Here is a 21206-nt window from a genome sequence, read left to right on the forward strand (position 1 = left end):
TCCCGTGCAACAGAGGCACTTTTGGTGCTCGCGGGGCTTCGGCCACGCTCTGGCCGGAAAGGGGCCACCACGAGGGGACCGTGCTCCTCAGGGCCGCGGGCGGGCCGTCTCCCCGACCGGTTCGCCGACGATCCTGCCGGCGAGGTCGCGGGCCAGTACGTGTGCGTGCGCCCGCAGTTCGGCCTCGGCCGTGGCGCGGTCCTCGGTGAGGCGGGCGTGGCCCTCGGCGAGCAGGTCGGCGCACGCGCGGTGGGCGTCGGCACGGGCCCCGGCGATCAGGGCGGCGCCCTCCTCGTGGGCGCGCTGGCGGATACGGGCGGCCTCGTGCCGGGCCTCGGCCCGGGTCCGTGCCACCTCCGCGCGCTTGACCTGGATCTCCGCCCGCAGGGCTGCCGCCTCCGCCTCGGTGCCCTTGGTCGCGGCCTCCCGTTCGTCCAGGACGCGCTGCACGCGGGGCACCATGCGGACGAAGAAGAGGAACACGAGCGCGAACAGTCCCGCCGCGACCACGAGATCCGCGACGACCGGGTTCAGCGGGCCGATGTCCATGGGGAGCAGATGCATACCGGTGCCCTACCCGCTCGTCTCCCTGCGGTACCGCGCCCCGGCCCGGGAGCGGTGCCCGTGGTCGTGCGCCGTCACCGGCCGGCGGCGTGACGCCGTCGCCCCCGGACGGAGAGGGTCCCCGTGATTGACGCCACCGCGCGGGGCACGACCTGCAATCGGCCGGACCTGCGATCGGCCGTCCGAGGTGTCACGGCGCCGGTGGGACGGCGATACTGCTGTGCATGACCACCGACACCGGAGAGAGCACCGGCGGCGGCTCCGTCGAGGGCGCCGCGGAGATCGTTCTCACCGTGGACGAGCTGGCCGCGCGAGCGGGGGTCACGGTGCGCACGGTCCGTTTCTACGGCACCCGCGGGCTGCTGCCCCCGCCGGTGATCGGGCCCCGCCGGGTCGGTCACTACGGCCGGGACCACCTCGCGCGGCTCGCGCTGATCGAGGAACTGCAGCGGCAGGGCATGACCCTCGCGGCCATCGAGCGGTATCTGGGACAGCTGCCGCCGGACCTCACCCCGCGCGACCTCGCGCTGCAGCGTGCGGTGGTGGCCTCGTGGGCGCCCGACGCGGTGGAGACGGTCACGCGGGAGGAGCTGGACCGGCGGGCCGGGCGGCGGCTGGGTGCGGAGGGGGTGAAGCGGCTCCTCGCGATGGGGGTGGTCGAGCGGGACGGTGAGGGTGTTCGGGTGGATCCCGGGCTGCTGCGGCTTGGTGTCGAGCTGCTCGACGTACCCCTGTCCGAGGAGTCGATCCTTGCCGCGCGGACCGTGCTGATCGAGTACTCGCGGTCGGCGGCGCACGAGTTGTCCCGGGTCTTCCGTGACGCGGTGGCGGAGCGCGATCCGCAGGCCGTGAAGTCACTGTCCGCGCATATGCAACCCCTGCTCGTGCAGGCATTGTTGACGATGTTTCAGCGGTCGTTGAAAGACGAGCTGAGGGAGTGGCTGGCGGAGTCCTGACGACCCGGACGGGGTGCTGACCCGGCCTTTTCCTCGCCCCCGCCGCCCCTACCCGTCCCATCCTCAAGGGGCTGCGCCCCTTTGACCCCCGTCCGCGGGGCCGGTGGGGCTTCTCGCGCAGTTCCCCGCGCCCCTTGCAGGGGCGCGGGGAACTGCGCGAACGGGGTCCGGGGCGAAAGCCCCGAGTCTGTGATGGGGCGTCAGGCGTCGGCGAAACGCCCGCCCCTCTCCGCCATCTCCACCAGCAGCGCCGGCGGGGCGAACCGCTCGCCGTAGCGGTCGGCCAGTTCCCGCGCGCGGGTGACGAAGCCCGGAAGCCCTCCGTCGTAGCCGTTGATGTACTGCAGGACACCGCCGGTCCAGCCGGGGAAGCCGATGCCGAGGAGGGAGCCGATGTTGGCGTCGGCGACGGAGGTCAGGACGCCCTCTTCGAGGAGGCGGACCGTGTCCAGGGCCTCCGCGAAGAGCATGCGTTCCCGCATGTCCTCGAACGGGATCCGGTGCTCGGGCCTGGTGAAGTGCTCGCGCAGCCCGGGCCAGAGCTTGCCGCGGCGGCCGTCGGGGCCGTAGTCGTAGAACCCGGCGCCTCCACTGCGGCCCGGGCGGGCGAACTCGTCGACCATCCGGTCGATGACCGCGTCGGCCGGATGCTCCACCCAGGTGCCGCCCGCCTCCTCCACGGCCCGCCGGGACTCGGCGCGGATCTTGCGGGGCAGGGTGAGGGTCAGCTCGTCCATGAGGGAGAGGACCTTGGCGGGGTAGCCCGCCTGGGCCGCCGCCTGTTCGACGGAGGCGGGCTCGATGCCCTCCCCCACCATCGCGACGCCCTCGTTGATGAAGTGCCCGATGACCCGGGAGGTGAAGAAGCCGCGCGAGTCGTTGACGACGATCGGGGTCTTGCGGATCTGGCGGACGAGGTCGAAGGCGCGGGCCAGGGCTTCCTCGCCCGTCTGCTCGCCCTTGATGATCTCGACGAGCGGCATCCTGTCGACGGGCGAGAAGAAGTGCAGGCCGATGAAGTCGGACCGGCGCACGACGCCTTCGGCCAGCTCGGTGATGGGGAGGGTGGAGGTGTTGGAGCAGAGCAGGGCGTCCGGGGCCACGACCCCCTCGATCTCCTGGAAGACCTTGTGCTTCAGCTCGGTGTTCTCGAACACGGCCTCGATGACCGCGTCACAGCCCGCGAGGTCGGCCGGGTCGGCGGTGGGGGTGATGCGGGCGAGGAGGGCGTTCGCCTTGTCCTGCGTGGTGCGGCCCTTGGCGACCGCTCGGGCGCAGAGCTTCTCCGAGTACCCCTTGCCCTTCGCGGCCGCTTCCGGCGTCACGTCCTTCAGGACGACGTCGATGCCGGCGCGGGCGCACGAGTAGGCGATGCCGGCGCCCATCATCCCGGCGCCGAGGACGGCGACCCTGCGGACCTGGCGGGGCTCGATGCCCTGGGGGCGGTTCGCCCCGGAGTTGACGGCCTGGAGGTCGAAGAAGAAGGCCTGGATCATGTTCTTGGACGTCTGGCCCGCCGCCAGTTCCACGAAGTAGCGCGCTTCGATGACCTGGGCGGTCTCGAAGTCGACCTGGGCGCCCTCGACGGCGGCGGCGAGGATGCTGCGCGGGGCCGGGTAGGGGGCGCCGCCCGTCTGCTTGCGCAGGGTGGCGGGGAAGGCGGGCAGGTTCGCCGCGAACTTCGGGTGGGAGGGGGTGCCGCCGGGGATGCGGTGGCCGGGCCGGTCCCAGGGCTGCTGCGACGCGGGGTTGGCGTCGATGAAGGCGCGGGCCTTGTCCAGCAACTCGTCCCGGGTGGTGGCCACTTCGTGGATCAGGCCGTTCTCCAGGGCGGCTCGCGGGCTGTACTGGGTGCCCTGCAGCAGCACCTTCAGCAGGGCGTCGGCGATGCCCAGCAGACGGACGGTGCGCACGACACCACCGCCGCCGGGCAGCAGGCCGAGGGTGACCTCGGGGCAGCCGATCTTCGAGCCGGGGGCGTCGAGGGCGATGCGGTGGTGGCAGGCGAGGGCCAGTTCGTAGCCGCCGCCCAGGGCCGCGCCGTTGATCGCCGCGACGACGGGCTTGCCGAGGGTCTCGATGCGGCGCAGGTTGCGCTTGATCTCCAGGCCGCCGTCGAACAGTGCCTGCGCGGTCTCGGGGGTGACCTTGATGAGGTCGCGGAGGTCGCCGCCGGCGAAGAAGGTCTTCTTGGCGGAGGTGATGATGACGCCGCGAACGGTGTCCTTCTCCGCCTCCAGGCGGTCGGTGACGACGGCGAGGGAGTCGCGGAACGCCTGGTTCATGGTGTTCGCGGACTGGTTCGGGTCGTCGATGACGAGGGTGACCAGGCCGGTGCGGTCCTGTTCCCAGCGGATGGTGGTGCTCTCGGTCATAGCGGGGGTCTCCGTAGAAGTCTCTTGGTTCCGCCGGGGTTTCAGACGCGTTCCACGATCGTCGCGATGCCCATGCCGCCGCCCACGCAGAGCGTGGCCAGCCCGTACCGCTTGTCCTGCCGCTCCAGTTCGTCGACGAGGGTGCCGAGGATCATCGCGCCGGTCGCGCCGAGCGGGTGGCCGAGCGCGATCGAGCCGCCGTTGACGTTGACCTTGTCGAGCGAGAGGCCCATGTCCCGCACGAAGCGCAGGACGACGGCCGCGAACGCCTCGTTGATCTCGACGAGGTCGATGTCGTCGATGGTCAGCCCGGCCTTGGCGAGGGCCTTGCGGGTCGCGGGGGCGGGGCCGGTGAGCATGATGGTGGGCTCGGAGCCGGAGACGGCGGCGGAGACGATCCGGGCGCGCGGGCGCAGCCCGTACCTCTCGCCGATCTCCGCGCTGCCGATGGCGACGAGCGAGGCGCCGTCCACGATGCCGGAGGAGTTGCCCGCGTGGTGGACGTGGTCGATCTCCTCCACCCAGTGGTACTCCTGCAGCGCCACCGCGTCGAAGCCGCCCAGGTCGCCGATGTCCGCGAACGAGGGCTTGAGCTTGGCGAGCGAGTCGGCGGTCGTGCCGGGCCGCATGTACTCGTCGTGGTCGAGGACCACGAGCCCGGAGCGGTCGGTGACGGGGACGACGGAGCGGTCGAAGCGGCCGTCCTTCCAGGCGGCGGCCGCCCGCTCCTGGGACAGGGCCGCGTACTCGTCGACATCGCGCCGGGAGAAGCCCTCGATGGTGGCGATGAGGTCGGCGCCGATGCCCTGCGGCACGAAGTTGACGGCCAGGTTGGTCATCGGGTCGTTGAACCAGGCTCCGCCGTCGGAGGCCATCGGCACCCGGGACATCGACTCGACACCGCCGGCGAGCACCAGGTCCTCCCAGCCCGAACGGACCTTGGCGGCGGCCAGGTTGACGGCCTCCAGACCCGAGGCGCAGAAGCGGTTCTCCTGGACGCCGGCGACCGTGTCCGGCAGTCCGGCGGCGATCGCGGCGGTCCGGGCGATGTCGGAGCCCTGGTCGCCCACCGGGCCCACGACGCCGAGCACGATGTCGTCCACCGCGGCCGGGTCGAGGCCGGGAAAACGGCGCCGGACCTCGTGGATCAGGCCGACGACGAGGTCGATGGGCTTGGTGCCGTGCAGGGAGCCGTTGGCCTTGCCGCGGCCGCGCGGGGTGCGGATCGCGTCGTACACGTACGCTTCGGTGCTCACGAGTCTGGCCTTTCCAGTGCGGGAGGGTGCGGCCCGGGGGCCGGGGTCAGGCGGTGTCCTTCACGGACGCGTCCGGCGCGCCCTCGTCGGTGGCGTCGGTGGCGTCGGTGGCGGAGACGTCCGGCGACGGGCCGTGCTCGGCGCGGGCGTCGTGCGTCAGGCCCGGTATGCCCCAGTCGTGGGCCACGTCCGCCGTGTCGGCGCCCGGCTGGGCGGGTCCGCCGCGCACCGAGGTGGGTGTGGCGGAGAAGCGGGGCGCGGGGGCGGGCTGGGTGATGCCGCCGAAGTCGGTGAAGGTGCCCCGGGCCGCGAGATGCGGGTGGTGCGGGGCCTCGCCGAGGGAGAGGACGGGGGCCACACAGGCGTCGGAGCCCTCGAAGACGGCCGTCCACTCGTCCCTCGCACGGGTGGCGAAGCGGGCGGCGACCGTCGCGCGCAGCTCGTCCCAGGCGGCCACGTCCTTGCGGGCCGGGGCCCGGTCCGCGATGCCGAGGAGCTCCACGAACTCGTCGTAGAACTGCTGCTCCAGGGCGCCGACCGCCATGTACCGGCCGTCGGCGGTCTCGTAGGTGCCGTAGAAGGGGCAGCCGCCGTCGAGGAGGTTGGCGGCGCGGCGGTCCTGCCAGCGGCCGGCGGCCAGCATGCCGTGGAGCATCGCGGAGAGGTGTGCGGTGCCGTCGACGATGGCCGCGTCCACGACCTGGCCGGTGCCGGTCGCGCGGGCGTGGTGGAGGGCGGCGAGGACGCCGACGACGAGGTACAGGGAGCCGCCCGCGTAGTCGCCGAGGAGGTTGGCGGGGGCGGGCGGCGGGGCGTCCGGGGCGCCGATCATGCCGAGGGCGCCGGTCAGGGCGATGTAGGCGATGTCGTGTCCGGCGCGGTGCGCGAGCGGGCCCTGCTGGCCCCAGCCGGTCATCCGGCCGTAGACGAGCGCCGGGTTGCGGGCGTGGCAGGTCGCGGGGCCGACGCCGAGGCGCTCGGCGACGCCCGGGCGGTAGCCCTCGATCAGGATGTCGGCACGCTCGGCCAGATCGAGGACGAGGTCCGGGCCCGTCGGGGACTTCAGGTCGACGACCACCGACCGTTTGTTGCGGTTGGTCACGTCGTAGAGGGGGTTCACGGCGAGGCCCGTGCCGCCCGGCCGGTCGACACGGACGACGTCGGCGCCGAGGTCGGCGAGGAGCATGGCGGCGAACGGTCCCGGTCCGATGCCCGCGAGTTCCACCACGCGCACACCGGCGAGCGGGCCGTGCCCGGGCGCCTTCGCCACCGTCATCGAGCCCCCATGCTCTGTGACACACATGATGTAACACCAGTGATGTTAGGAACGGGGTCCGCTCGGCACAAGCCCCGAATGAGCAAACGCTTAGTCATGGTGCCCGGAGTCCCGCGGGGTGTCAGCACGCGCGCTCCGCGACCGTGGGGCCCTTCTCCTCCAGCGGCACGCGCACCCGGCCGGGGGCGAACTCGCGTACCTTCTGCCGCTTTTCAGGGCGTTCCTGGGTAGGGTCACGGCCACCTCCGGGTCCCGCGCGCTCGGCTGCTCGTCCCTCACGCTAGCCTCAGCGACCGACAACGGCGCGTGGGCGAGTGCTGAGGGGTGCGATGAGCGGGCAGAACAGGGCGGATCGGGCGTACGACGTCGTGCTCTACGGGGCGACGGGGTTCGTCGGGGAACTCACCGCGGAGTATCTCGCCGCGCACGCGCCCGAGGGGCTGCGCTGGGCGATCGCCGGGCGCGACGCGGACAAGCTCGCGGCGCTGCGCGAGCGGCTGCCCGGTGGCGCGGGGATCGGCGTGCTCCTGGCGGACGGGTCGGACCCGCGTGCCGTGCGCGAACTCGCCCGGCAGACCCGCGTGGTGGCCACGACCGTTGGCCCGTACATCACGCACGGCGAGGAGCTGGTGGCCGCCTGCGCCGACGAGGGCACCGACTACCTGGACCTCGCCGGTGAACCCGAGTTCGTCGACCTGACCTTCGTCCGGCACGACGCCCGCGCGCGGGAGACCGGCGCCCGGATCGTGCACGCGGCCGGTTTCGACTCGATACCGCACGACCTGGGCGCGTACTTCACCGTGCGGCAGCTCCCCGAGGACGTGCCGATCACCGTGGACGGCTTCGTGCGCGCCGAGGGGATGTTCTCGGGCGGCACGTTCCACTCGGCCCTCACCGGGTTCTCGCGCGCCCGGCAGACGATGGCGGCCGCGCAGGACCGCAAGCGGCACGAGCCGCGCACGGTGGGCCGGCGGGCGTACGCGCCGGTGAGCGGGCCCCGGTTCGCCAAGGAGGTCGGGGCGTGGGCGCTGCCGTTGCCGACCATCGACGCGCAGGTGGTGCAGCGCTCGGCGCGCGCCCTGCGGTGCTACGGGCCGGACTTCCGCTACCGGCACTACGCGGCCGTGAAGACGCTGCCCTACGCGGTGGGCGGGGTCGCGTTCGTCGGCGCGGTCGTCGCCGCGGCGCAGGTGCCGCCGGTGCGGCGCTGGCTGGGCGACCGGCTCAAGCCGGGTGAGGGGCCGAGCGCGGAGAAGCGGGCGAAGAGCTGGTTCTCGGTGCGGTTCGTGGGCGAGGGCGGCGGGCGCCGGGTCTTCACGGAGGTCGCGGGCGGCGACCCCGGGTACGGCGAGACGGCGAAGATGTTCGCCGAGTCCGCGCTGTGCCTGGCCCTCGACGACCTGCCGGCCACGGCGGGGCAGGTCACCACAGCCGTCGCGATGGGCGACACGCTGATCGAGCGGCTGCGCGCGGCGGGCATCACGTTCCGGGTGGCGGCGTCCCGGTAGCGGTACCGGTCCCTCCCGGCGGGTCCGGGAGGGACCTACTGGGCCCATCCGGTCAGGGTGTAGACCATCCCGGCGATCCAGGCCAGTCCCGCGATCAGGGCGAGCAGCAGCCCGGCCGTCACGACCCGTTCGACGGACTGGGTGGGGGCGGGGGCGGGCTTCGGTGCTCGGTGCGTCGTCATGGGGCACAGCCTGCCGATCATGACGGTGCGCCGGCATCCGTACATGTACTCAGTTCGTACTCAGGTATCAGCTCCGTACCTACGCACGAGGGGCGCTCCGGCGCCCGCCCGCACCCCGGTGCCGGGGCTCAGCCGGCCGTCTCCCGCAGGGCCCGGCGGCAGAGGGAGTCGGCACGGCGGGTGGTCTCCGGGAGGCGGTAGGCCGGGGTGAGGGCGAGGGTGTGGGCGCAGGCGTTGTCGAGGCCCACCCGGTGGCCGACGGAGACGAAGACCGGCTTGACGCCGTCGCGGGTGCGCAGGGCGCGCCCCACCTCCTCGGTGCCCGCGAGGAGCGGGGCGGCGCTGCCGCGCGGGGTGCCCGGCTCCTCGTGGGTGAAGGTGAAGGGGTTCTTCGCGACGCCGATCGTGGGCAGGCCGGTCAGCACGCCCAGGTGGGCGGCGAGGCCGAAGCGGCGCGGGTGGGCGCGGCCGTAGCCGTCGCAGACGACCAGCCCGGGATCGCACGGCAGCGCGTCGAGCGCGGCCAGCACGGTCGGGATCTCACGGAACGCGAGCAGTCCGGGGACGTACGGGAAGGAGACCCGTCCGGTCGCCGTGGCCTCGGCGACCACGGTCAGCGTCGCCGCGTCGAGCACCACGGCCGCCGCCGCGACCACGTCCCGCTCGTCGTCGTAGGCCACGTCGACGCCGGTGACATGGCCGGTGCCGGGCGGCGGACCGGTCTCGTCGAGGACCACCCGGCCCCGCAACTCGTCCTGCACGGCCAGGGCCTGCTCTGCGGTGGCGGGCCAGCCCGCCGGGATGCGTACGGTCGTCATGGTGCCGACGAGCGTACGCACCCCGGGCACGGCGGGGCGGTTCGGGGCCCGCTGTCGCCGAGGGCGCGCGGGGCCGGCGGCCAGGGGGCCCCGCGGCGCCGGACCGGCCCCGTGGCGATCAGTTCTCCAGCCGGGCCACGCGCCCCTTCTCCCCCGCAGCCCAGCAGCCGCGGTCCGGTGCGCAGTCGACGGTGTCGTACGAGCCGGTGTCGACCGTGCGCCAGGTGCGCCCGCCGTCGGTGGTGACGTCGGTGCCGGTGGGGCCGACGGCGAGGGCGGTCGTACGGCTGTGCGGGAGCCAGGCGACCCCCGAGCGGTAGGCGGGCGGCGGCTGCGCGGCGGGCTTCCAGGTGCGCCCGGCGTCCCCGGTGGTGGCGGCGGCCCGCGGGGACGGCTGGTCGGCGCGGTAGTCGCCTCCGACGGCGATGCCGTGCGCCCGGTCGCGGAAGGCGAGGGCGAAGACGCCCCGGGCCGGGTCGCCCGCCGGGACGCCGGTGTCGGCCGCCGTCCAGGTCAGTCCGCGGTCCGCGGAGTGCAGCACCCGCGCGCGTGCGGCCTCGCCGGTCGCCATCCAGACGTCACGCGGGCCGGAGGAGACCAGGCACTGCCCGCTCGCGGCGAAGCCCGCCTCGCCCTCCAGGGCCGGGGGCATGCCCTCGTTCGGCAGGACCGACCAGGAGCGGCCCCCGTCCTTCGTGGACAGGATGCGGAACTTCCCGTCGACCGGATCGCTCATGGCGAGTCCGTGATGGGGGTCGAAGAAGGTGAGGCAGTCGTAGAAGGCGCGCGGATCGGTGTTGCGGAACGACTCGGTCCAGGTCGCGCCGCCGTCGTCCGTGCGGTAGACGCGGGAGGCCTCGCCCTCCCCGATGGCCAGCACGACCGCCCTGCGCGCGTCGAACGCCTCGATGTCCCGGAACTGCAGCTCCCCCGCACCGGGCGGTGAGACGTCGCGCCAGGTCCTGCCCCCGTCGCCGGTCCGCAGCACCGTCCCCGCGGAACCCGCCAGCCACGCCGTGTTCCGGCTGACGGCGGCCAGACCGCGAAAGCGCGCGTCGGTGCCGGTCCGCTTCTCCTCCCAGTGCGGTGGCCGGCCCTCACCGTGCGCCTGGGCGGGCACCGCCAGGGCGGCGGCGAGTGCCGCCGCGGCCAGGCCCGTCGCCATCGTCCGACTCGTCCAACTCATCCGTCTCGACTGCCCCAAGCCCCTCATGGCGGGCGAAGCTAGTGCACCGGCCGGATGCCGTCCAGATGGCCTCGGCCGGGAACCGGCGGGCGGCGCCCGGTGTCCTCTCCCATACGCCGGGAACACGGGACGAGAAATCGATCACGTCGGTGATTGGGCTCGGTGACAGAGGTCACTCGGCCCTCCTGTGCACGGATCGGCCCGATCCGGCGTCTTCTGCAGTGCCCGGCCCCAGTCGTCCGAGCCCGTCCACCCGTCACTCCGGAGCCCGTCCACACGTCACGAGGGAGCAAGGCGTTGTCCACCGTCATCGAGCAGCCCGTAGAGGCCCGTCTCGTCGCCGCCGCGCCGCGGATGCCGAGCATTCCCGCCACGCTCCACTACGACCGCAGCGACCCCTTCGCCGTCCGTATGACCTTCCCGGCCCCGGCCACCCTGGAGGGCGTCGAGGTCTGCTGGACCTTCGCCCGGGAACTGCTGGTGACCGGCATGGAGGAGTCCGTCGGCCACGGAGACGTACGCGTGCGCCCGTACGGCTACGAGCGGCTGGTCCTGGAGTTCCACGCGCCCGAGGGGACCGCCGTGGTGCACGTCCACGCCGGGGAGGTACGGCGTTTCCTGGACGGGACGATCGACCTGGTGCCGCTGGGCCTGGAGCACCACCACGTCGACCTCGACCACGACCTGGCCCAGCTGATGCGCGACGCCTGCTGAGGGCCCGTCCCCCGGCACGCGCGCCGTCCCGGACGGGGCAGCGCGTTAATGCGTTGACAGCCTTCCGGCCCGCTCCGTACGTTGGTTCACGGTCCTGTTGCCGCCGATTGGAGAAGGACGTTGCTCGTCTGAGGTCCTGAGACACCGCGTCACACACCCTGCCGTATCCCGGCCTCCTGTGTGCGTTGCGTGCGACCTCGGCGTACGAGCCGTCCTTTCGACAGCGGGCTTTCCTCCCGCCTCTCGTCGTGTCGCCCCGCGGTGTTTCGAACGCGTCGCCCCCCTGGCCGCTTCCCTCACCCGCGAGGTCGCTCATGTCTACTCCCCTCTCTCTCACCTGCACGTCCCTGTCGTTCGCCTGGCCCGACGGCACCCCCGTCCTGGACGATCTGCAGATCGCGTTCGGACCCGGCAGGACCGGGCTCGTCGGCGTCAACGGCTCAGGGAAATCAACCCTGTTGAAGCTGATCGCCGGAGAACTCGTGCCGACCGACGGCACCGTCCGCGTGGCCGGCGAGATCGGCTACCTCCCGCAGAACGTCACGCTCGACACCGGCCTGAGGGTCGACGAGGCGCTCGGTATCACCGCCGCCCGGGCCGCGCTGCACGCCATCGAGTCGGGTGACGTGGCCGAGGAGCACTTCGCGGCGGTCGGCGACGACTGGGACGTGGAGGAACGCGCCCTGGCGACCCTCGGCCAACTCGGCCTGGGCCACGTCGACCTGGACCGCACGATCGGCGAGGTCTCGGGCGGCGAGTCGGTGCTGCTGCGCCTGGCCGCACTGCTGCTGCGCCGGCCGGACGTCCTCCTGCTGGACGAGCCGACCAACAATCTCGACCTGTACGCGCGACGCCGGCTGTACGAGGCCGTCGCGTCCTGGTCCGGGATGATGGTCGTGGTCAGTCACGACCGTGAACTCCTGGACCTGGTCGACCAGATCGCCGATCTGCACGACGGCGAGGTGACCTGGTACGGCGGCAACTTCTCCGCGTACGAGGAGGCGCTCGCCGCCGAACAGGAGGCGGCCGAGCGGATGGTGCGGGTCGCCGAGTCCGATCTGAAGAAGCAGAAGCGCGAACTCGTCGACGCACAGGTCAAGTTGGCCCGGCGCAAGCGGTTCGGGCAGAAGATGCAGGACCAGAAGCGGGTACCGAAGATCGTGGCGGGGGCACGCAAGCGGGCGGCCCAGGAGTCCGCGGGCAAGCACCGCATCCTGCACGAGGAGCGGCTCGCCGGGGCGAAGGAACGCCTGGACGAGGCGGTGGAGGCCGTACGGGACGAGGACGAGATCCGCGTCGAGCTGCCGTACACGGCCGTCCCTCCGGGCCGTACCGTCCTCACCCTGCTGGACCTGGAGCTGCGGTACGGCGCCCGGGTCAGGGGCGGACTCGATCTGCGCGGGCCGGAGCGGGTCGCGCTGATCGGCCGCAACGGCTCGGGCAAGACCACGCTGCTGCGGACGATCGCGGGCGAGCTGGAGCCCGTGGGCGGCGAGACGAGGACGCACGTCCCGCTGCGGTTCCTGCCGCAGCGGCTCGACGTCCTCGACGACGGGCTGACCGTCGCGGAGAACGTGGCCCGGTTCGCGCCGGACGCCACCAACAACCGGATCCGGGCCCGTCTCGCCCGCTTCCTGTTCCGGGGCGCCCGCGCCGACCAGCCGACGGCGACCCTCTCCGGCGGGGAACGGTTCCGGGCCGCCCTCGCCGCCCTGATGCTCGCCGAGCCCGCCCCGCAGCTGCTGATGCTGGACGAGCCGACGAACAACCTCGACATGGCGAGCGTGCGGCAGCTGACGACCGCGCTGGAGTCGTACGAGGGGGCGCTGATCGTGGCCAGCCACGACCTGCCGTTCCTGGAGTCCATCGGGATCACCCGGTGGCTGCTGATGGAGGAGGGAGAGCTGCGGATGACGACGCCCGAGGAGATCGAGGCGGCCGGCTGACCGGGCCGGCCGGCGGGGGCGCCGGGGCCGAGGCCGGCTACCGCCGAGTATCTCAGGAGGGCCACAGCCTGGCTCCGGGGGTTTTGTCCGCCTGGGCCGGGGCTGCATGATGGCGGACCGGCGCCGCTTCACGGGCGCCGGAAAACCGTCGTTCGATTCGGAGTCACCCACGTGCCCAGCAGGAAAGCCCTTGTCCGCCGTCCGAGCCCCCGCCTGGCCGAGGGCCTCGTCACCCACGTCGAACGCACGGAGGTGGACGTCGACCTCGCGGTCGAGCAGTGGGAGGCGTACGGGAAGGCCCTGCGCGAGCACGGCTGGGAGACGATCGAGGTGGAGCCGGCCGACGACTGCCCGGACTCGGTGTTCGTCGAGGACACCGTGGTGATGTACAAGAACGTGGCCCTGATCGCGCGCCCCGGAGCCGAGTCCCGGCGGGAGGAGACCGAGGGGATCGAGGAGGCCGTGGCCGCGCTCGGCTGCTCGGTGAACTGGGTCTGGGAGCCCGGCACGCTGGAGGGCGGCGACGTCCTCAAGGTCGGCGACACCGTGTTCGTCGGCCGGGGCGGGCGCACCAACGCGGCCGGGGTACAGCAGCTGCGGGCCGCGTTCGAGCCGCTGGGGGCGCGGGTCGTCTCGGTGCCGGTGAGCAAGGTGCTGCATCTGAAGTCGGCGGTCACCGCGCTGCCCGACGGCACGGTCGTCGGGCACATCCCGAAGATGGACACGCCCTCGCTGTTCGGGCGCTTCCTGCCGGTGCCCGAGGAGGCGGGCGCGCACGTGGTGCTCCTCGGCGGCGACAAGCTGCTGATGGCGGCCAGCGCGCCGAAGACGGCCGAGATGTACTCCGACCTCGGGTACGAGCCGGTCGTGGTCGACATCGGCGAGTTCGAGAAGCTGGAGGGCTGTGTGACATGCCTCTCGGTGCGGCTGCGGGATCTGTACGTCTGAGCGGGTGATCCCCGCACCGCTTCCGGCCCCGGGACCTGCGGCTCCACGGGGCCTTCGGCACACCCGCCGAAGCCCTGCGGAACCCCGCTGATCAGCACTCTTTACAGCACCCTTAACCTACGGCATCGTAACCTACGGATTCGTAGCCTACGATGCCGTAGGTTCAGGTCACCCGCCCGTGGCCGGCCGGAAGACAAACCCCAGTTCGTCCCCCTGGAGCACCTGTGTCGATCACTTCTCCCCATCTCGGCAGCCCGTCCAGCGAATGGACCGACGCACGCCTGCTGTACGCGCTGGAGGAAGTCGTCGAGAAGGAGCTCAACCGGCATCTCAAGGTCACCAAGGACTGGATGCCGCACGAGTACGTGCCGTGGAGCGACGGCCGCAACTTCCCCGGCTTCTTCGAGGACGGCGAGGCGTGGGAGAAGGGGCAGTCGAAGGTCACCGAGGTCGGCCGGATCGCCCTGGTGGTGAACCTGCTCACCGAGGACAACCTGCCGAGCTACCACCACGAGATCGCCACCCTCTTCGGCCGTGACGGCGCCTGGGGCACCTGGGTGCACCGCTGGACCGCGGAGGAGGGCCGGCACGGCATCGTGATGCGCGACTACCTGCTCGCCTCGCGCGCGGTCGACCCGGACAAGCTCGAACAGTTCCGTATGTCCCACATGGGTGAGGGCTTCGAGTCGGACAACCGGCACTCGATGCTCCACACGGTCGCGTACGTCGCCTTCCAGGAACTCGCCACCCGCGTCTCGCACCGCAACACCGGCCACCACTCCGGTGACCCCGTGTGCGACCGCATGCTCGCCCGCATCGCGACCGACGAGAACCTGCACATGATCTTCTACCGGAACCTGCTCAAGGCCGCGTTCGAGTTCGCCCCCGACCTGACCATGCAGGCCGTCCGCGACGTCGTCGTCAACTTCCGCATGCCCGGCCACGGCATGCCCGGCTTCGAGCGCGCCGCCGCGCAGATGGCCATCGGCGAGATCTACAACATGCGCATCCACCACGACGACGTCCTCGCGCCCGTCATCCGCTTCCTGAAGATCATGGAGATCGACGGCCTCGGCCCCGAGGGCATGAAGGCCCAGGAGGAGCTCGGTCTCTACATGGGCGGACTCGACGCGGAGGCCGCCAAGTTCGACGAGAAGCTCGCCGCCCGCAAGGCCCGGATGGCGGCGCGCGCCGGGGCCTGACCGGCGTCGACTGACGTGAGGGGCGGGGCGGCCGGATTCGAACCGACGTCTTCCGGTTTTGGAGACCGGCGCGCCTGCCTCTGCGCTACGCCCCGCCTTGCGGGCCATCCTAGGGCCTGCATTCACCTGCCTGCATTCACCTGCCTGCCGTCACCTGCCTGCCGTCGTCGTCCCGTTGCCCCGGCCGGTGATGGCGTGGCACGGACCCGGCCGGCTCACCACTCCGCCTCCCGGTAGTCCTTGAGGAAGACACCCGACACCGGGTCGCCCGCCTCGCCGCGCACGATCGGGTCGTAGACGCGGGCCGCGCCGTCGACGATGTCGAGCGGGGTGCGGAAACCGGCCCGCGCGATGCGCTGTTTCTTCGGGGCCGGGTTCTCGTCGGTGATCCAGCCGGTGTCGACGGCGCACATGTGCACGCCCTGGTCGGCGAGTTCGGCCGCGCTGGTGCGGGTGAGCATGTTGAGCGCGGCCTTGGCCATGTTGGTGTGGGGATGCCCGGCCGTCTTGTTGCGTACGGCGAAACGACCCTCGACGGCGGTCACGTTGACCACGTACCGGCGGGGGCGCGGCGAGGAGAGCAGCAGCGGCAGCAGCCGGTCGCACAGGAGCGCGGGGGCGAGGGAGTTGACCAGCTGCGTCTCCAGGACCTCCGCCGGGTCGAGCGAACCGAGCCGCGCGGACCAGGAGTTCTCCGGGGAGGGGTCGGGCAGCAGCCCGGCCTCGTCGGCCTCGCGCAGCGCGACGGGCAGGGCGGCGGCGCCGTTCTCCAGCATCCGCATCGGTGTGAACCCGGGTGCCTGCCGCGCACCTTCGGGCAGTGCGTCCAGCTCCGCGCCGGCCAGCAGCGCGTACGACTGCGGTGGCCGGCGTACCGTCTGGGCCGCGTTGTTCACCAGGATGTCGAGCGGCTCGCCCTCCTGCCGCAACTGCTCGCACAGGCCCAGCACCTGACGCGGGTCGCGCAGGTCGACGGCGACGACGGTCAGCCGGTCGAGCCACTGCTCGGATCCGGGCTCGGCCCGGAAGCGGCGTACCGTGTCGTGCGGGAAGCGGCTGGTGACGAGCAGGTCGGCGCCGTCACGCAGCATCATCAGCGCCAGCTGGAAGCCGATCTTCACCCGGCCGCCGGTGAGCAGCACACGGCGGCCCCTCAGGTCGGTGCTCAGCGCGCGCCGCGCGGTGTTGTCGGCGGCGCACACCGGGCACAGCCGGTGGTAGAAGGAGTCGACGTGTCGATAGGACGCCTTGCAGACATAGCAGTGCTGCGACCTGTGGAGCACTCCCCCGCCGCCCGCCGTTCGTGGTGACAGCGGGGCGTCCTCGCGCCGCTCCGGGGCGCCGGTGGCGGTCGCGGCCGTCACGGCGGCGTCCGCGGCGGACCGCGCGGCGTCGAGCGCCTGGCGCCGGCGCTTCCAGCCGTTGCGTACGAAGGAGGCGGCGACCCGCTCGGTCCGCAGCCGCACGGGGTCGTCCACGGGCAGCGCCCGCAGCCGGCCGACCGTACGGTGGAAGGCCGCCAGCTCCTCCTCGGTGATACCGCCGCTCTCGCCCATGCGTGCCCCCGCCCCGCGTGTCCCGCGCCCTGTGCCCCGTTCCGCTGAACCGTCCGGCCGCACGGCCGTCGCAAGCGTGCCCGGATCCTATGCGACCGTCCTGGTCAGGGCCCACCGGTTTGTCACCGACGGGCTTACGGCGGGAGGCAGTTCACGGGGAGAGCGGCAGGACGGCTGTGGGACGGCGGTGTGCCGGGGCGCGTGGGACGTGGTGCCGTCGGGTCAGCCGCTCTCGGCGCGGCGCAGCCGTAGCCTCTCCTTCTCGGAGAGTCCGCCCCAGACGCCGAACCGCTCGTCGTGGGACAGGGCGTACGCGAGACACTCGGTGCGCATCTCGCACATCCCGCAGATGCGCTTGGCCTCGCGCACCGAACTGCCGGGCTCGGGAAAGAAGAAGTCGGCCCCCGTCTGCGCACACAGCGCCCGCTCCTGCCAGGCGCTGTCGATCGGGGTGATCGTGTCGTTGTGCATGTCCGGCATCGTGCCGCGCGCCGAAAAACGTTCGATCAACGCGCCATCAACACCAGGGCCGCAGCCGTCCGTCGCCCGCGGTGACGGACGGCGCAGGAGACCGGTCCCCCGGGCCTCGCGCCCCGCATGTTCCCCGGAGTCGGTGCGGCGGCGCACGACGGCGCGCCGGGCGACGTCCGTGCGGAGCGCGGGCCTCCTCCCGGGACGCGGGCGTCGGGGCAAGGGGCGGGCGGTCGTCCGTGGACGGTGCCGGACTCGGCGGGGACAGGAAACGAGCCCTCGCACCGCTCCTGAACAGTGTCCAGGCGTTACTGAGTTCCGGTCGACCGGGACGGGGTCCGGACATCGTCCGGCCTGTCGTCATCTCATGAAGACACAAAAGTCTTGAGAGCGCTCTCAGTCATAACTCTTGACGGCTCAACGTCCCCTGGGAACAGTGGGGGCACCACAGCAGGGGCCCCGTCCGCTGTGCCTCCACTCCCCCACGTGCCAGGAGGCCATCGTGATCTCCCGCCGTATCTTCCTGTCCGGAACCGCTGCCGCCGTCGGCGCGACCGCCCTCGGGGGCGCTTTCGGCGCACCCGCCCAGGCCGCCCCCGCGACCTGCCAACTCGCGCTGCGCAACGCCTCGTTGCCGGGCACGGTCCGGGCGTACGTCACCGGGCACGAACAGGCGACGGGCGCCTGGGTGCTGCTGCGGGCCGACGGAAACGTCTACCGGCCGTCCTCGCCCGCGGCGCCGCAGACGCCCCTGCCGGTCGACTGCGCGATCCCGCTCGGCGCGGCGGGTTCGGCGCCCACCGTGCTGACGCTCCCTCAGATGTTCGGCGCCCGGATCTACTTCGTGCGCGACAGCACCCTGCAGTTCTTCCTCAACCCGGGCCCGGCACTGGTCGAGCCGGCCTTCGCGACACCCGCCGACCCCAACTACGGCAAGACCTGGTCGTTCTGCGAGTTCACCTTCAACTCCACGCAGCTGTTCGCCAACATCAGTTACGTCGACCTCGTGACGGCCCTGCCGATCGGGCTGACCCTGGAGGGCGACGGCACGCACACGGTCGCGCCGCTGCCCGACGGGGCGGTGGGCCGGATCGCGGCGGATCTGGTGGCGCAGTCGGCGCGGGACGGGCAGCCGTGGGACCGGCTCGTCATCCGCGGCGGCGACGGCAGGGTGCTGCGGGTCATCTCCCCGCAGAACCTGATGGCGCCGTACTTCGGGCAGCCGGACCGGATGCCGTTCCGCACCTACTGGGACGCCTACGTCAACCAGGTGTGGGAGAAGTACCGGAGCACGGACCTGCGGATCGACCTCCAGGGCGGGCGGGGCGTCCTCGCCGGCCGCGTCGTCGGCGACACGCTCACCTTCGCCGGCGGGCACTCCTTCGCCCGGCCCGCCTCGAAGGACATCTTCACCTGCAACCACGGCCCGTTCGCCAACAACCCCGGTGATCCCGACACCAAGAAGGCGCTGCTCGCCAGGCTCGCCGCCGGTTTCAACCGCTCGATCATGCTCACCCACCCCACCCAGCCGAACGGGACGACGACGGCCGACTACTACCGGGGGACCGTGACGAACCACTGGTCCCGGGTGGTGCACGCCAACTCGCCCATCGGATACGCCTTTCCCTACGACGACGTACGCCCCGACGGCCAGCCGGACGTGTCGGGCGCGGCCCACGACGGCAACCCGCGCCGGTTCACGGTGACCGTGGGCGCCTGAACGCCTCACGGCGAGCGTCCCGGCCGGCACCTGCCGGCCGGGGCCTCGACGCTCAGAGGGCCCGGAGGATCAGCCATCCGCCGAGAACGAGGAGCACCGGTGAGCCCATGAACCAGATCGCCATGCCTGTCCGTTGGAGGCGGCCGTTCGCGACCTTGAGGCTCACCAGGCCGATCAGCGGGAGGCCGAGGACGATCACGAGCACACCGGCGAGAAGGTCCATGCGCGCAGGCTACTGAGGCGGGCGGGCACGCGGAAGCGCGCCCGCGGTCCGGTCGGGCGGGCCGGCGTCAGGCCCGCCCGCCCGACCGGGACGGTTCCCGGCGCACCGGTCTGAGACTTCGCGGGTGCTCTTCGAGGAGGATCGGCTGCTCGGTGAGGGTGATGGTGTCGCCGGGCCGTACGGGGGTCGCCGTGCCGTCGAGGCGGTGCACGGCGGCCAGGCCCGGTTCGGCGGTCGTGACGGCGGTGCCGGAGTCGGTCCAGCGGATGGCGGCCTCGTGACGCAGCCGGGACCCCGTCACGGTGAACCGGCATTCCCACACGTTGTCGCCGAGGCCCGAGGCCAGACCGTGGCCGCACGAGTGGATCCGGGCGTGGGCGAGCCAGCGTTGCAGTCGCTCGACCGCCAGCGCCGCCTGGGTCGGCGCACCGCCCTCGGCCTGCAGCACGATGGGGATCTTGGTGCCGCCCCAGTTGTAGAAGTACATGCGCTCGACGTTGGCGTTCCGTGCGTAGAGTCCCACGAGGTAGAAGCGCACCGCGTAGTCGGCGGCACGGCGGCGGCCCAGAGGTTTCTGGAGGGGGATCTCGTACATGGTGCCGGTGTTCCACAGACGGGGATGGACCCCGGCGTGGTGCAGGATCCGGTCGACGGTGCGGGTGAGCGCGAGCATGGTCTCCGGGGGATCGGAAGCCGTGCGCTGGTACAGCTTGACGCCCGCGACGTCGCAGTGGCGGTATCCGCCGAGTTCCGCGAAGCGTTCGAGCACGCGGACGGCCTCCGGGTCCCACAGACGCCCCATGCCGGGGCACACGACGGTGGCGTCCGGGTCGGCGGCCCGGATCGTCCGGCCGGCTCTGCGGACCATCTCGACCAGCGTCCGCACGCTGCCGTCGTAGAACCGCGGGTCGTTCGCCAGCACCCACAGCTCGTACGCCTCGATGCGGCCCTCGTAGCGCTCGACCAGGGCGCGCACGAACGTGTCCCAGTCGGCGAGACGGTCGGGGGGCGCGGCCCGGGAGCCGTCGGCGTAGGGGGCGACAGGGCCGTCAGGGCTGGCCCAGCTCGGGGTGCCGCCCATGACGAACAGTGCGGGCAGACCGGCCCGTTCGGCACCGTCGACCAGCCGGTCGAGGACGCTCCAGTCGAACTCGCCCCGCCGGGGTTGGATGTTGGACCAGCGCGTGTCGCTGTCCCACAGGCGCACCGCGCCGGTCCGGAACGACGGCATGGTGCCCGTGGTGCTGTTGAGGGTGACGCCGAAGAGGGTGGACGGTACGGGGGCCGGGGCGCTCACCCAGGCGGGGCCGGGTATCCACTGCTCGGCCGACCCTGACGAGGCGTCACGGTCGGCCGGGCTGCTGCCCGTTGCGGTCACCGCCACCACCAGGGTCATCAGCGCGGAGAGCATCAGAAGCAGCGAGCGTCTTCGCTGCCGTGGCACGCGGCGGGTGGGCCCGGCGGTCGGGGAGTTGGTGCCGACGGGGACACCCGGTCCGGTGGGGACACCCGATCCGGCGGGGACACCCGGTCCGGTGAGGACACCCGATCCGGTGGGAACGGGGCCGCCGGGGCGCTCGGGGCGCTCGGGGAGGTCGTCCCCGACGTCGTCCGGACGGCCGTCGGAAGCCGCGTCCGGAACGTCGTCGCGAGCCTCGTCCGGGAGGCCGTCCCGTGTCTCCTCCGCGGCGGCGGACGGCACTTCGTCCTGGCCGTCGGACGGCACCTCGTCCCGAGCGTCGGACGACGCCTCGTCGCCGGCATCGGACGGCGCCTCGTCCGGGCCGGCGGACGCGGCCATCCACAGCTGGTGCAGTGCCGTCATCTCGGCCCGCCCGGCGTTGCACGCCTTCGCGATGCGCTCGACCGTGGCGAAGTCCGGCGGCACGATCTGCCCGGTGCAGTACCGGTACACGGTCGACTTGCTGGCGCGGACGCTCTGGCCGATCCACTGATAGCTGTGCCCGCTGCGCTGCTTGAGGTCTTCGAGGAGGGCCCCGAGCTGCTTGCGATGCGACGCCTGGGCCATGCGCTTCCCCTGGTTCTCTGCCACAGCATCGGTCCGGTACGGGGCTGCCCCCCAGCAGCCGTGCGCACAGTATGCGCCACTGTCGAACGCCGGTTCGCCGCCGCAGAACCCCTCCCTCTGCCTGGGCGGACCGTGCGCCAGGGCCCCTCACCGGCGGCGGTGGCGTTCCAGCGCTGCGCGTTCTCCCAGTCCAGGGCGTGGACCGCGTTCCAGGCGTGCCAACTTGCCGTGCCGCTCTTGTCCTTCGGTTTCCGGCCACCGAAGATCTTCCTCGCC

At 72.5% G+C, this 21206-nt stretch carries 18 protein-coding genes and 1 tRNA gene; 7 read left to right on the forward strand and 12 right to left on the reverse strand.

Annotated features, from left to right (window positions below):
* Positions 1-87: 87 nt before the first annotated feature.
* Complete coding sequence (locus PYR72_RS11040) at positions 88-564, reverse strand: hypothetical protein (protein WP_275455156.1); 477 nt, start codon at positions 562-564, stop codon at positions 88-90.
* 224 nt (positions 565-788) lie between these two features.
* On the opposite strand from PYR72_RS11040, the gene PYR72_RS11045 reads away from it, so the two are divergent.
* The gene (locus PYR72_RS11045) at positions 789-1520 is read left to right on the forward strand and encodes a MerR family transcriptional regulator (protein ID WP_275455157.1); all 732 of its coding nucleotides are present in this window, start codon (positions 789-791) and stop codon (positions 1518-1520) included.
* 200 nt (positions 1521-1720) lie between these two features.
* Here PYR72_RS11045 and PYR72_RS11050 read toward each other — a convergent pair whose 3' ends face one another.
* The 3 genes from PYR72_RS11050 to PYR72_RS11060 are packed head-to-tail and all read right to left on the reverse strand — an operon-like array spanning position 1721 to position 6427.
* Positions 1721-3895, reverse strand: a complete 2175-nt coding sequence (locus tag PYR72_RS11050; RefSeq protein WP_275455158.1) for a 3-hydroxyacyl-CoA dehydrogenase NAD-binding domain-containing protein — start codon at positions 3893-3895, stop codon at positions 1721-1723.
* A 41-nt stretch (positions 3896-3936) separates the two neighbouring features.
* Complete coding sequence (locus tag PYR72_RS11055; protein WP_275455159.1) at positions 3937-5151, reverse strand: acetyl-CoA C-acetyltransferase; 1215 nt, start codon at positions 5149-5151, stop codon at positions 3937-3939.
* A gap of 46 nt (positions 5152-5197) precedes the next feature.
* The gene (locus PYR72_RS11060; RefSeq protein ID WP_275455160.1) at positions 5198-6427 is read right to left on the reverse strand and encodes a CaiB/BaiF CoA-transferase family protein; all 1230 of its coding nucleotides are present in this window, start codon (positions 6425-6427) and stop codon (positions 5198-5200) included.
* Between the two features lie 329 nt (positions 6428-6756).
* Here PYR72_RS11060 and PYR72_RS11065 point away from each other — a divergent pair, with 329 nt between their 5' ends.
* Positions 6757-7935 (forward strand): saccharopine dehydrogenase NADP-binding domain-containing protein, encoded by a 1179-nt coding sequence (locus PYR72_RS11065; RefSeq protein WP_275455161.1) that lies wholly within the window; start codon positions 6757-6759, stop codon positions 7933-7935.
* A gap of 35 nt (positions 7936-7970) precedes the next feature.
* Here PYR72_RS11065 and PYR72_RS11070 read toward each other — a convergent pair whose 3' ends face one another.
* The 3 genes from PYR72_RS11070 to PYR72_RS11080 form a co-directional block, all read right to left on the reverse strand.
* A complete protein-coding gene (locus tag PYR72_RS11070; protein WP_162471715.1) occupies positions 7971-8117 on the reverse strand; it encodes a hypothetical protein in 147 nt (48 codons plus the stop codon).
* A gap of 128 nt (positions 8118-8245) precedes the next feature.
* Positions 8246-8935: an endonuclease V gene (locus tag PYR72_RS11075; protein ID WP_275455162.1), complete on the reverse strand. Its 690-nt coding sequence runs from the start codon at positions 8933-8935 to the stop codon at positions 8246-8248.
* Positions 8936-9053: 118 nt separating this feature from the next.
* Entirely contained in the window at positions 9054-10100 is a 1047-nt protein-coding gene (locus PYR72_RS11080; RefSeq protein WP_275455163.1) for an oxidoreductase, read from the reverse strand.
* 318 nt (positions 10101-10418) lie between these two features.
* On the opposite strand from PYR72_RS11080, the gene PYR72_RS11085 reads away from it, so the two are divergent.
* From PYR72_RS11085 to PYR72_RS11100, 4 genes are all read left to right on the forward strand, one after another.
* Positions 10419-10835, forward strand: coding sequence for an SsgA family sporulation/cell division regulator (locus PYR72_RS11085; RefSeq protein ID WP_275455164.1), 417 nt, complete (start codon positions 10419-10421; stop codon positions 10833-10835).
* A gap of 314 nt (positions 10836-11149) precedes the next feature.
* Entirely contained in the window at positions 11150-12781 is a 1632-nt protein-coding gene (locus PYR72_RS11090) for an ABC-F family ATP-binding cassette domain-containing protein (protein ID WP_275455165.1), read from the forward strand.
* 171 nt (positions 12782-12952) lie between these two features.
* Positions 12953-13729, forward strand: a complete 777-nt coding sequence (gene ddaH, locus PYR72_RS11095; protein ID WP_275455166.1) for a dimethylargininase — start codon at positions 12953-12955, stop codon at positions 13727-13729.
* A gap of 224 nt (positions 13730-13953) precedes the next feature.
* Positions 13954-14931, forward strand: coding sequence for an acyl-ACP desaturase (locus PYR72_RS11100; protein ID WP_275455167.1), 978 nt, complete (start codon positions 13954-13956; stop codon positions 14929-14931).
* Positions 14932-14953: 22 nt separating this feature from the next.
* On the opposite strand, the gene PYR72_RS11105 is transcribed toward PYR72_RS11100, so the two are convergent.
* From PYR72_RS11105 to PYR72_RS11115, 3 genes are all read right to left on the reverse strand, one after another.
* Positions 14954-15026, reverse strand: a tRNA-Trp gene (locus PYR72_RS11105).
* Between the two features lie 120 nt (positions 15027-15146).
* On the reverse strand, positions 15147-16487 hold the full coding sequence (locus PYR72_RS11110) for an SDR family NAD(P)-dependent oxidoreductase (protein WP_275455168.1): 1341 nt from the start codon (positions 16485-16487) through the stop codon (positions 15147-15149).
* A 222-nt stretch (positions 16488-16709) separates the two neighbouring features.
* Positions 16710-16967: a WhiB family transcriptional regulator gene (locus PYR72_RS11115; RefSeq protein WP_275460381.1), complete on the reverse strand. Its 258-nt coding sequence runs from the start codon at positions 16965-16967 to the stop codon at positions 16710-16712.
* A gap of 493 nt (positions 16968-17460) precedes the next feature.
* On the opposite strand from PYR72_RS11115, the gene PYR72_RS11120 reads away from it, so the two are divergent.
* Complete coding sequence (locus PYR72_RS11120) at positions 17461-18678, forward strand: glycoside hydrolase family 64 protein (protein WP_275455169.1); 1218 nt, start codon at positions 17461-17463, stop codon at positions 18676-18678.
* Between the two features lie 52 nt (positions 18679-18730).
* Here PYR72_RS11120 and PYR72_RS11125 read toward each other — a convergent pair whose 3' ends face one another.
* Together PYR72_RS11125 and PYR72_RS11130 are read right to left on the reverse strand one after the other, a co-directional pair.
* Positions 18731-18901 carry a hypothetical protein gene (locus PYR72_RS11125; RefSeq protein WP_275455170.1) on the reverse strand — a complete coding sequence of 57 codons (171 nt, stop codon included), beginning with the start codon at positions 18899-18901 and terminating at the stop codon, positions 18731-18733.
* A 67-nt stretch (positions 18902-18968) separates the two neighbouring features.
* Positions 18969-20930, reverse strand: coding sequence for a helix-turn-helix domain-containing protein (locus PYR72_RS11130; RefSeq protein WP_275455171.1), 1962 nt, complete (start codon positions 20928-20930; stop codon positions 18969-18971).
* Positions 20931-21206 lie beyond the last annotated feature (276 nt).

The sequence above is a fragment of the Streptomyces sp. VNUA24 genome, from assembly GCF_029167005.1.
In the GTDB taxonomy this organism is placed as follows: domain Bacteria; phylum Actinomycetota; class Actinomycetes; order Streptomycetales; family Streptomycetaceae; genus Streptomyces; species Streptomyces scabiei.

What these genes read in the sequence shown, in the direction of transcription:
- PYR72_RS11040 (WP_275455156.1), bottom strand. Translation starts at nt 564, where the DNA reads ATGCATCTGCTCCCCATGGACATCGGCCCGCTGAACCCGGTCGTCGCG.
- PYR72_RS11045 (WP_275455157.1), top strand. Translation starts at nt 789, where the DNA reads ATGACCACCGACACCGGAGAGAGCACCGGCGGCGGCTCCGTCGAGGGC.
- PYR72_RS11050 (WP_275455158.1), bottom strand. Translation starts at nt 3,895, where the DNA reads ATGACCGAGAGCACCACCATCCGCTGGGAACAGGACCGCACCGGCCTG.
- PYR72_RS11060 (WP_275455160.1), bottom strand. Translation starts at nt 6,427, where the DNA reads ATGACGGTGGCGAAGGCGCCCGGGCACGGCCCGCTCGCCGGTGTGCGC.
- PYR72_RS11065 (WP_275455161.1), top strand. Translation starts at nt 6,757, where the DNA reads ATGAGCGGGCAGAACAGGGCGGATCGGGCGTACGACGTCGTGCTCTAC.
- PYR72_RS11070 (WP_162471715.1), bottom strand. Translation starts at nt 8,117, where the DNA reads ATGACGACGCACCGAGCACCGAAGCCCGCCCCCGCCCCCACCCAGTCC.
- PYR72_RS11075 (WP_275455162.1), bottom strand. Translation starts at nt 8,935, where the DNA reads ATGACGACCGTACGCATCCCGGCGGGCTGGCCCGCCACCGCAGAGCAG.
- PYR72_RS11080 (WP_275455163.1), bottom strand. Translation starts at nt 10,100, where the DNA reads ATGGCGACGGGCCTGGCCGCGGCGGCACTCGCCGCCGCCCTGGCGGTG.
- PYR72_RS11090 (WP_275455165.1), top strand. Translation starts at nt 11,150, where the DNA reads ATGTCTACTCCCCTCTCTCTCACCTGCACGTCCCTGTCGTTCGCCTGG.
- PYR72_RS11110 (WP_275455168.1), bottom strand. Translation starts at nt 16,487, where the DNA reads ATGGGCGAGAGCGGCGGTATCACCGAGGAGGAGCTGGCGGCCTTCCAC.
- PYR72_RS11115 (WP_275460381.1), bottom strand. Translation starts at nt 16,967, where the DNA reads ATGCCGGACATGCACAACGACACGATCACCCCGATCGACAGCGCCTGG.
- PYR72_RS11125 (WP_275455170.1), bottom strand. Translation starts at nt 18,901, where the DNA reads ATGGACCTTCTCGCCGGTGTGCTCGTGATCGTCCTCGGCCTCCCGCTG.
- PYR72_RS11130 (WP_275455171.1), bottom strand. Translation starts at nt 20,930, where the DNA reads ATGGCCCAGGCGTCGCATCGCAAGCAGCTCGGGGCCCTCCTCGAAGAC.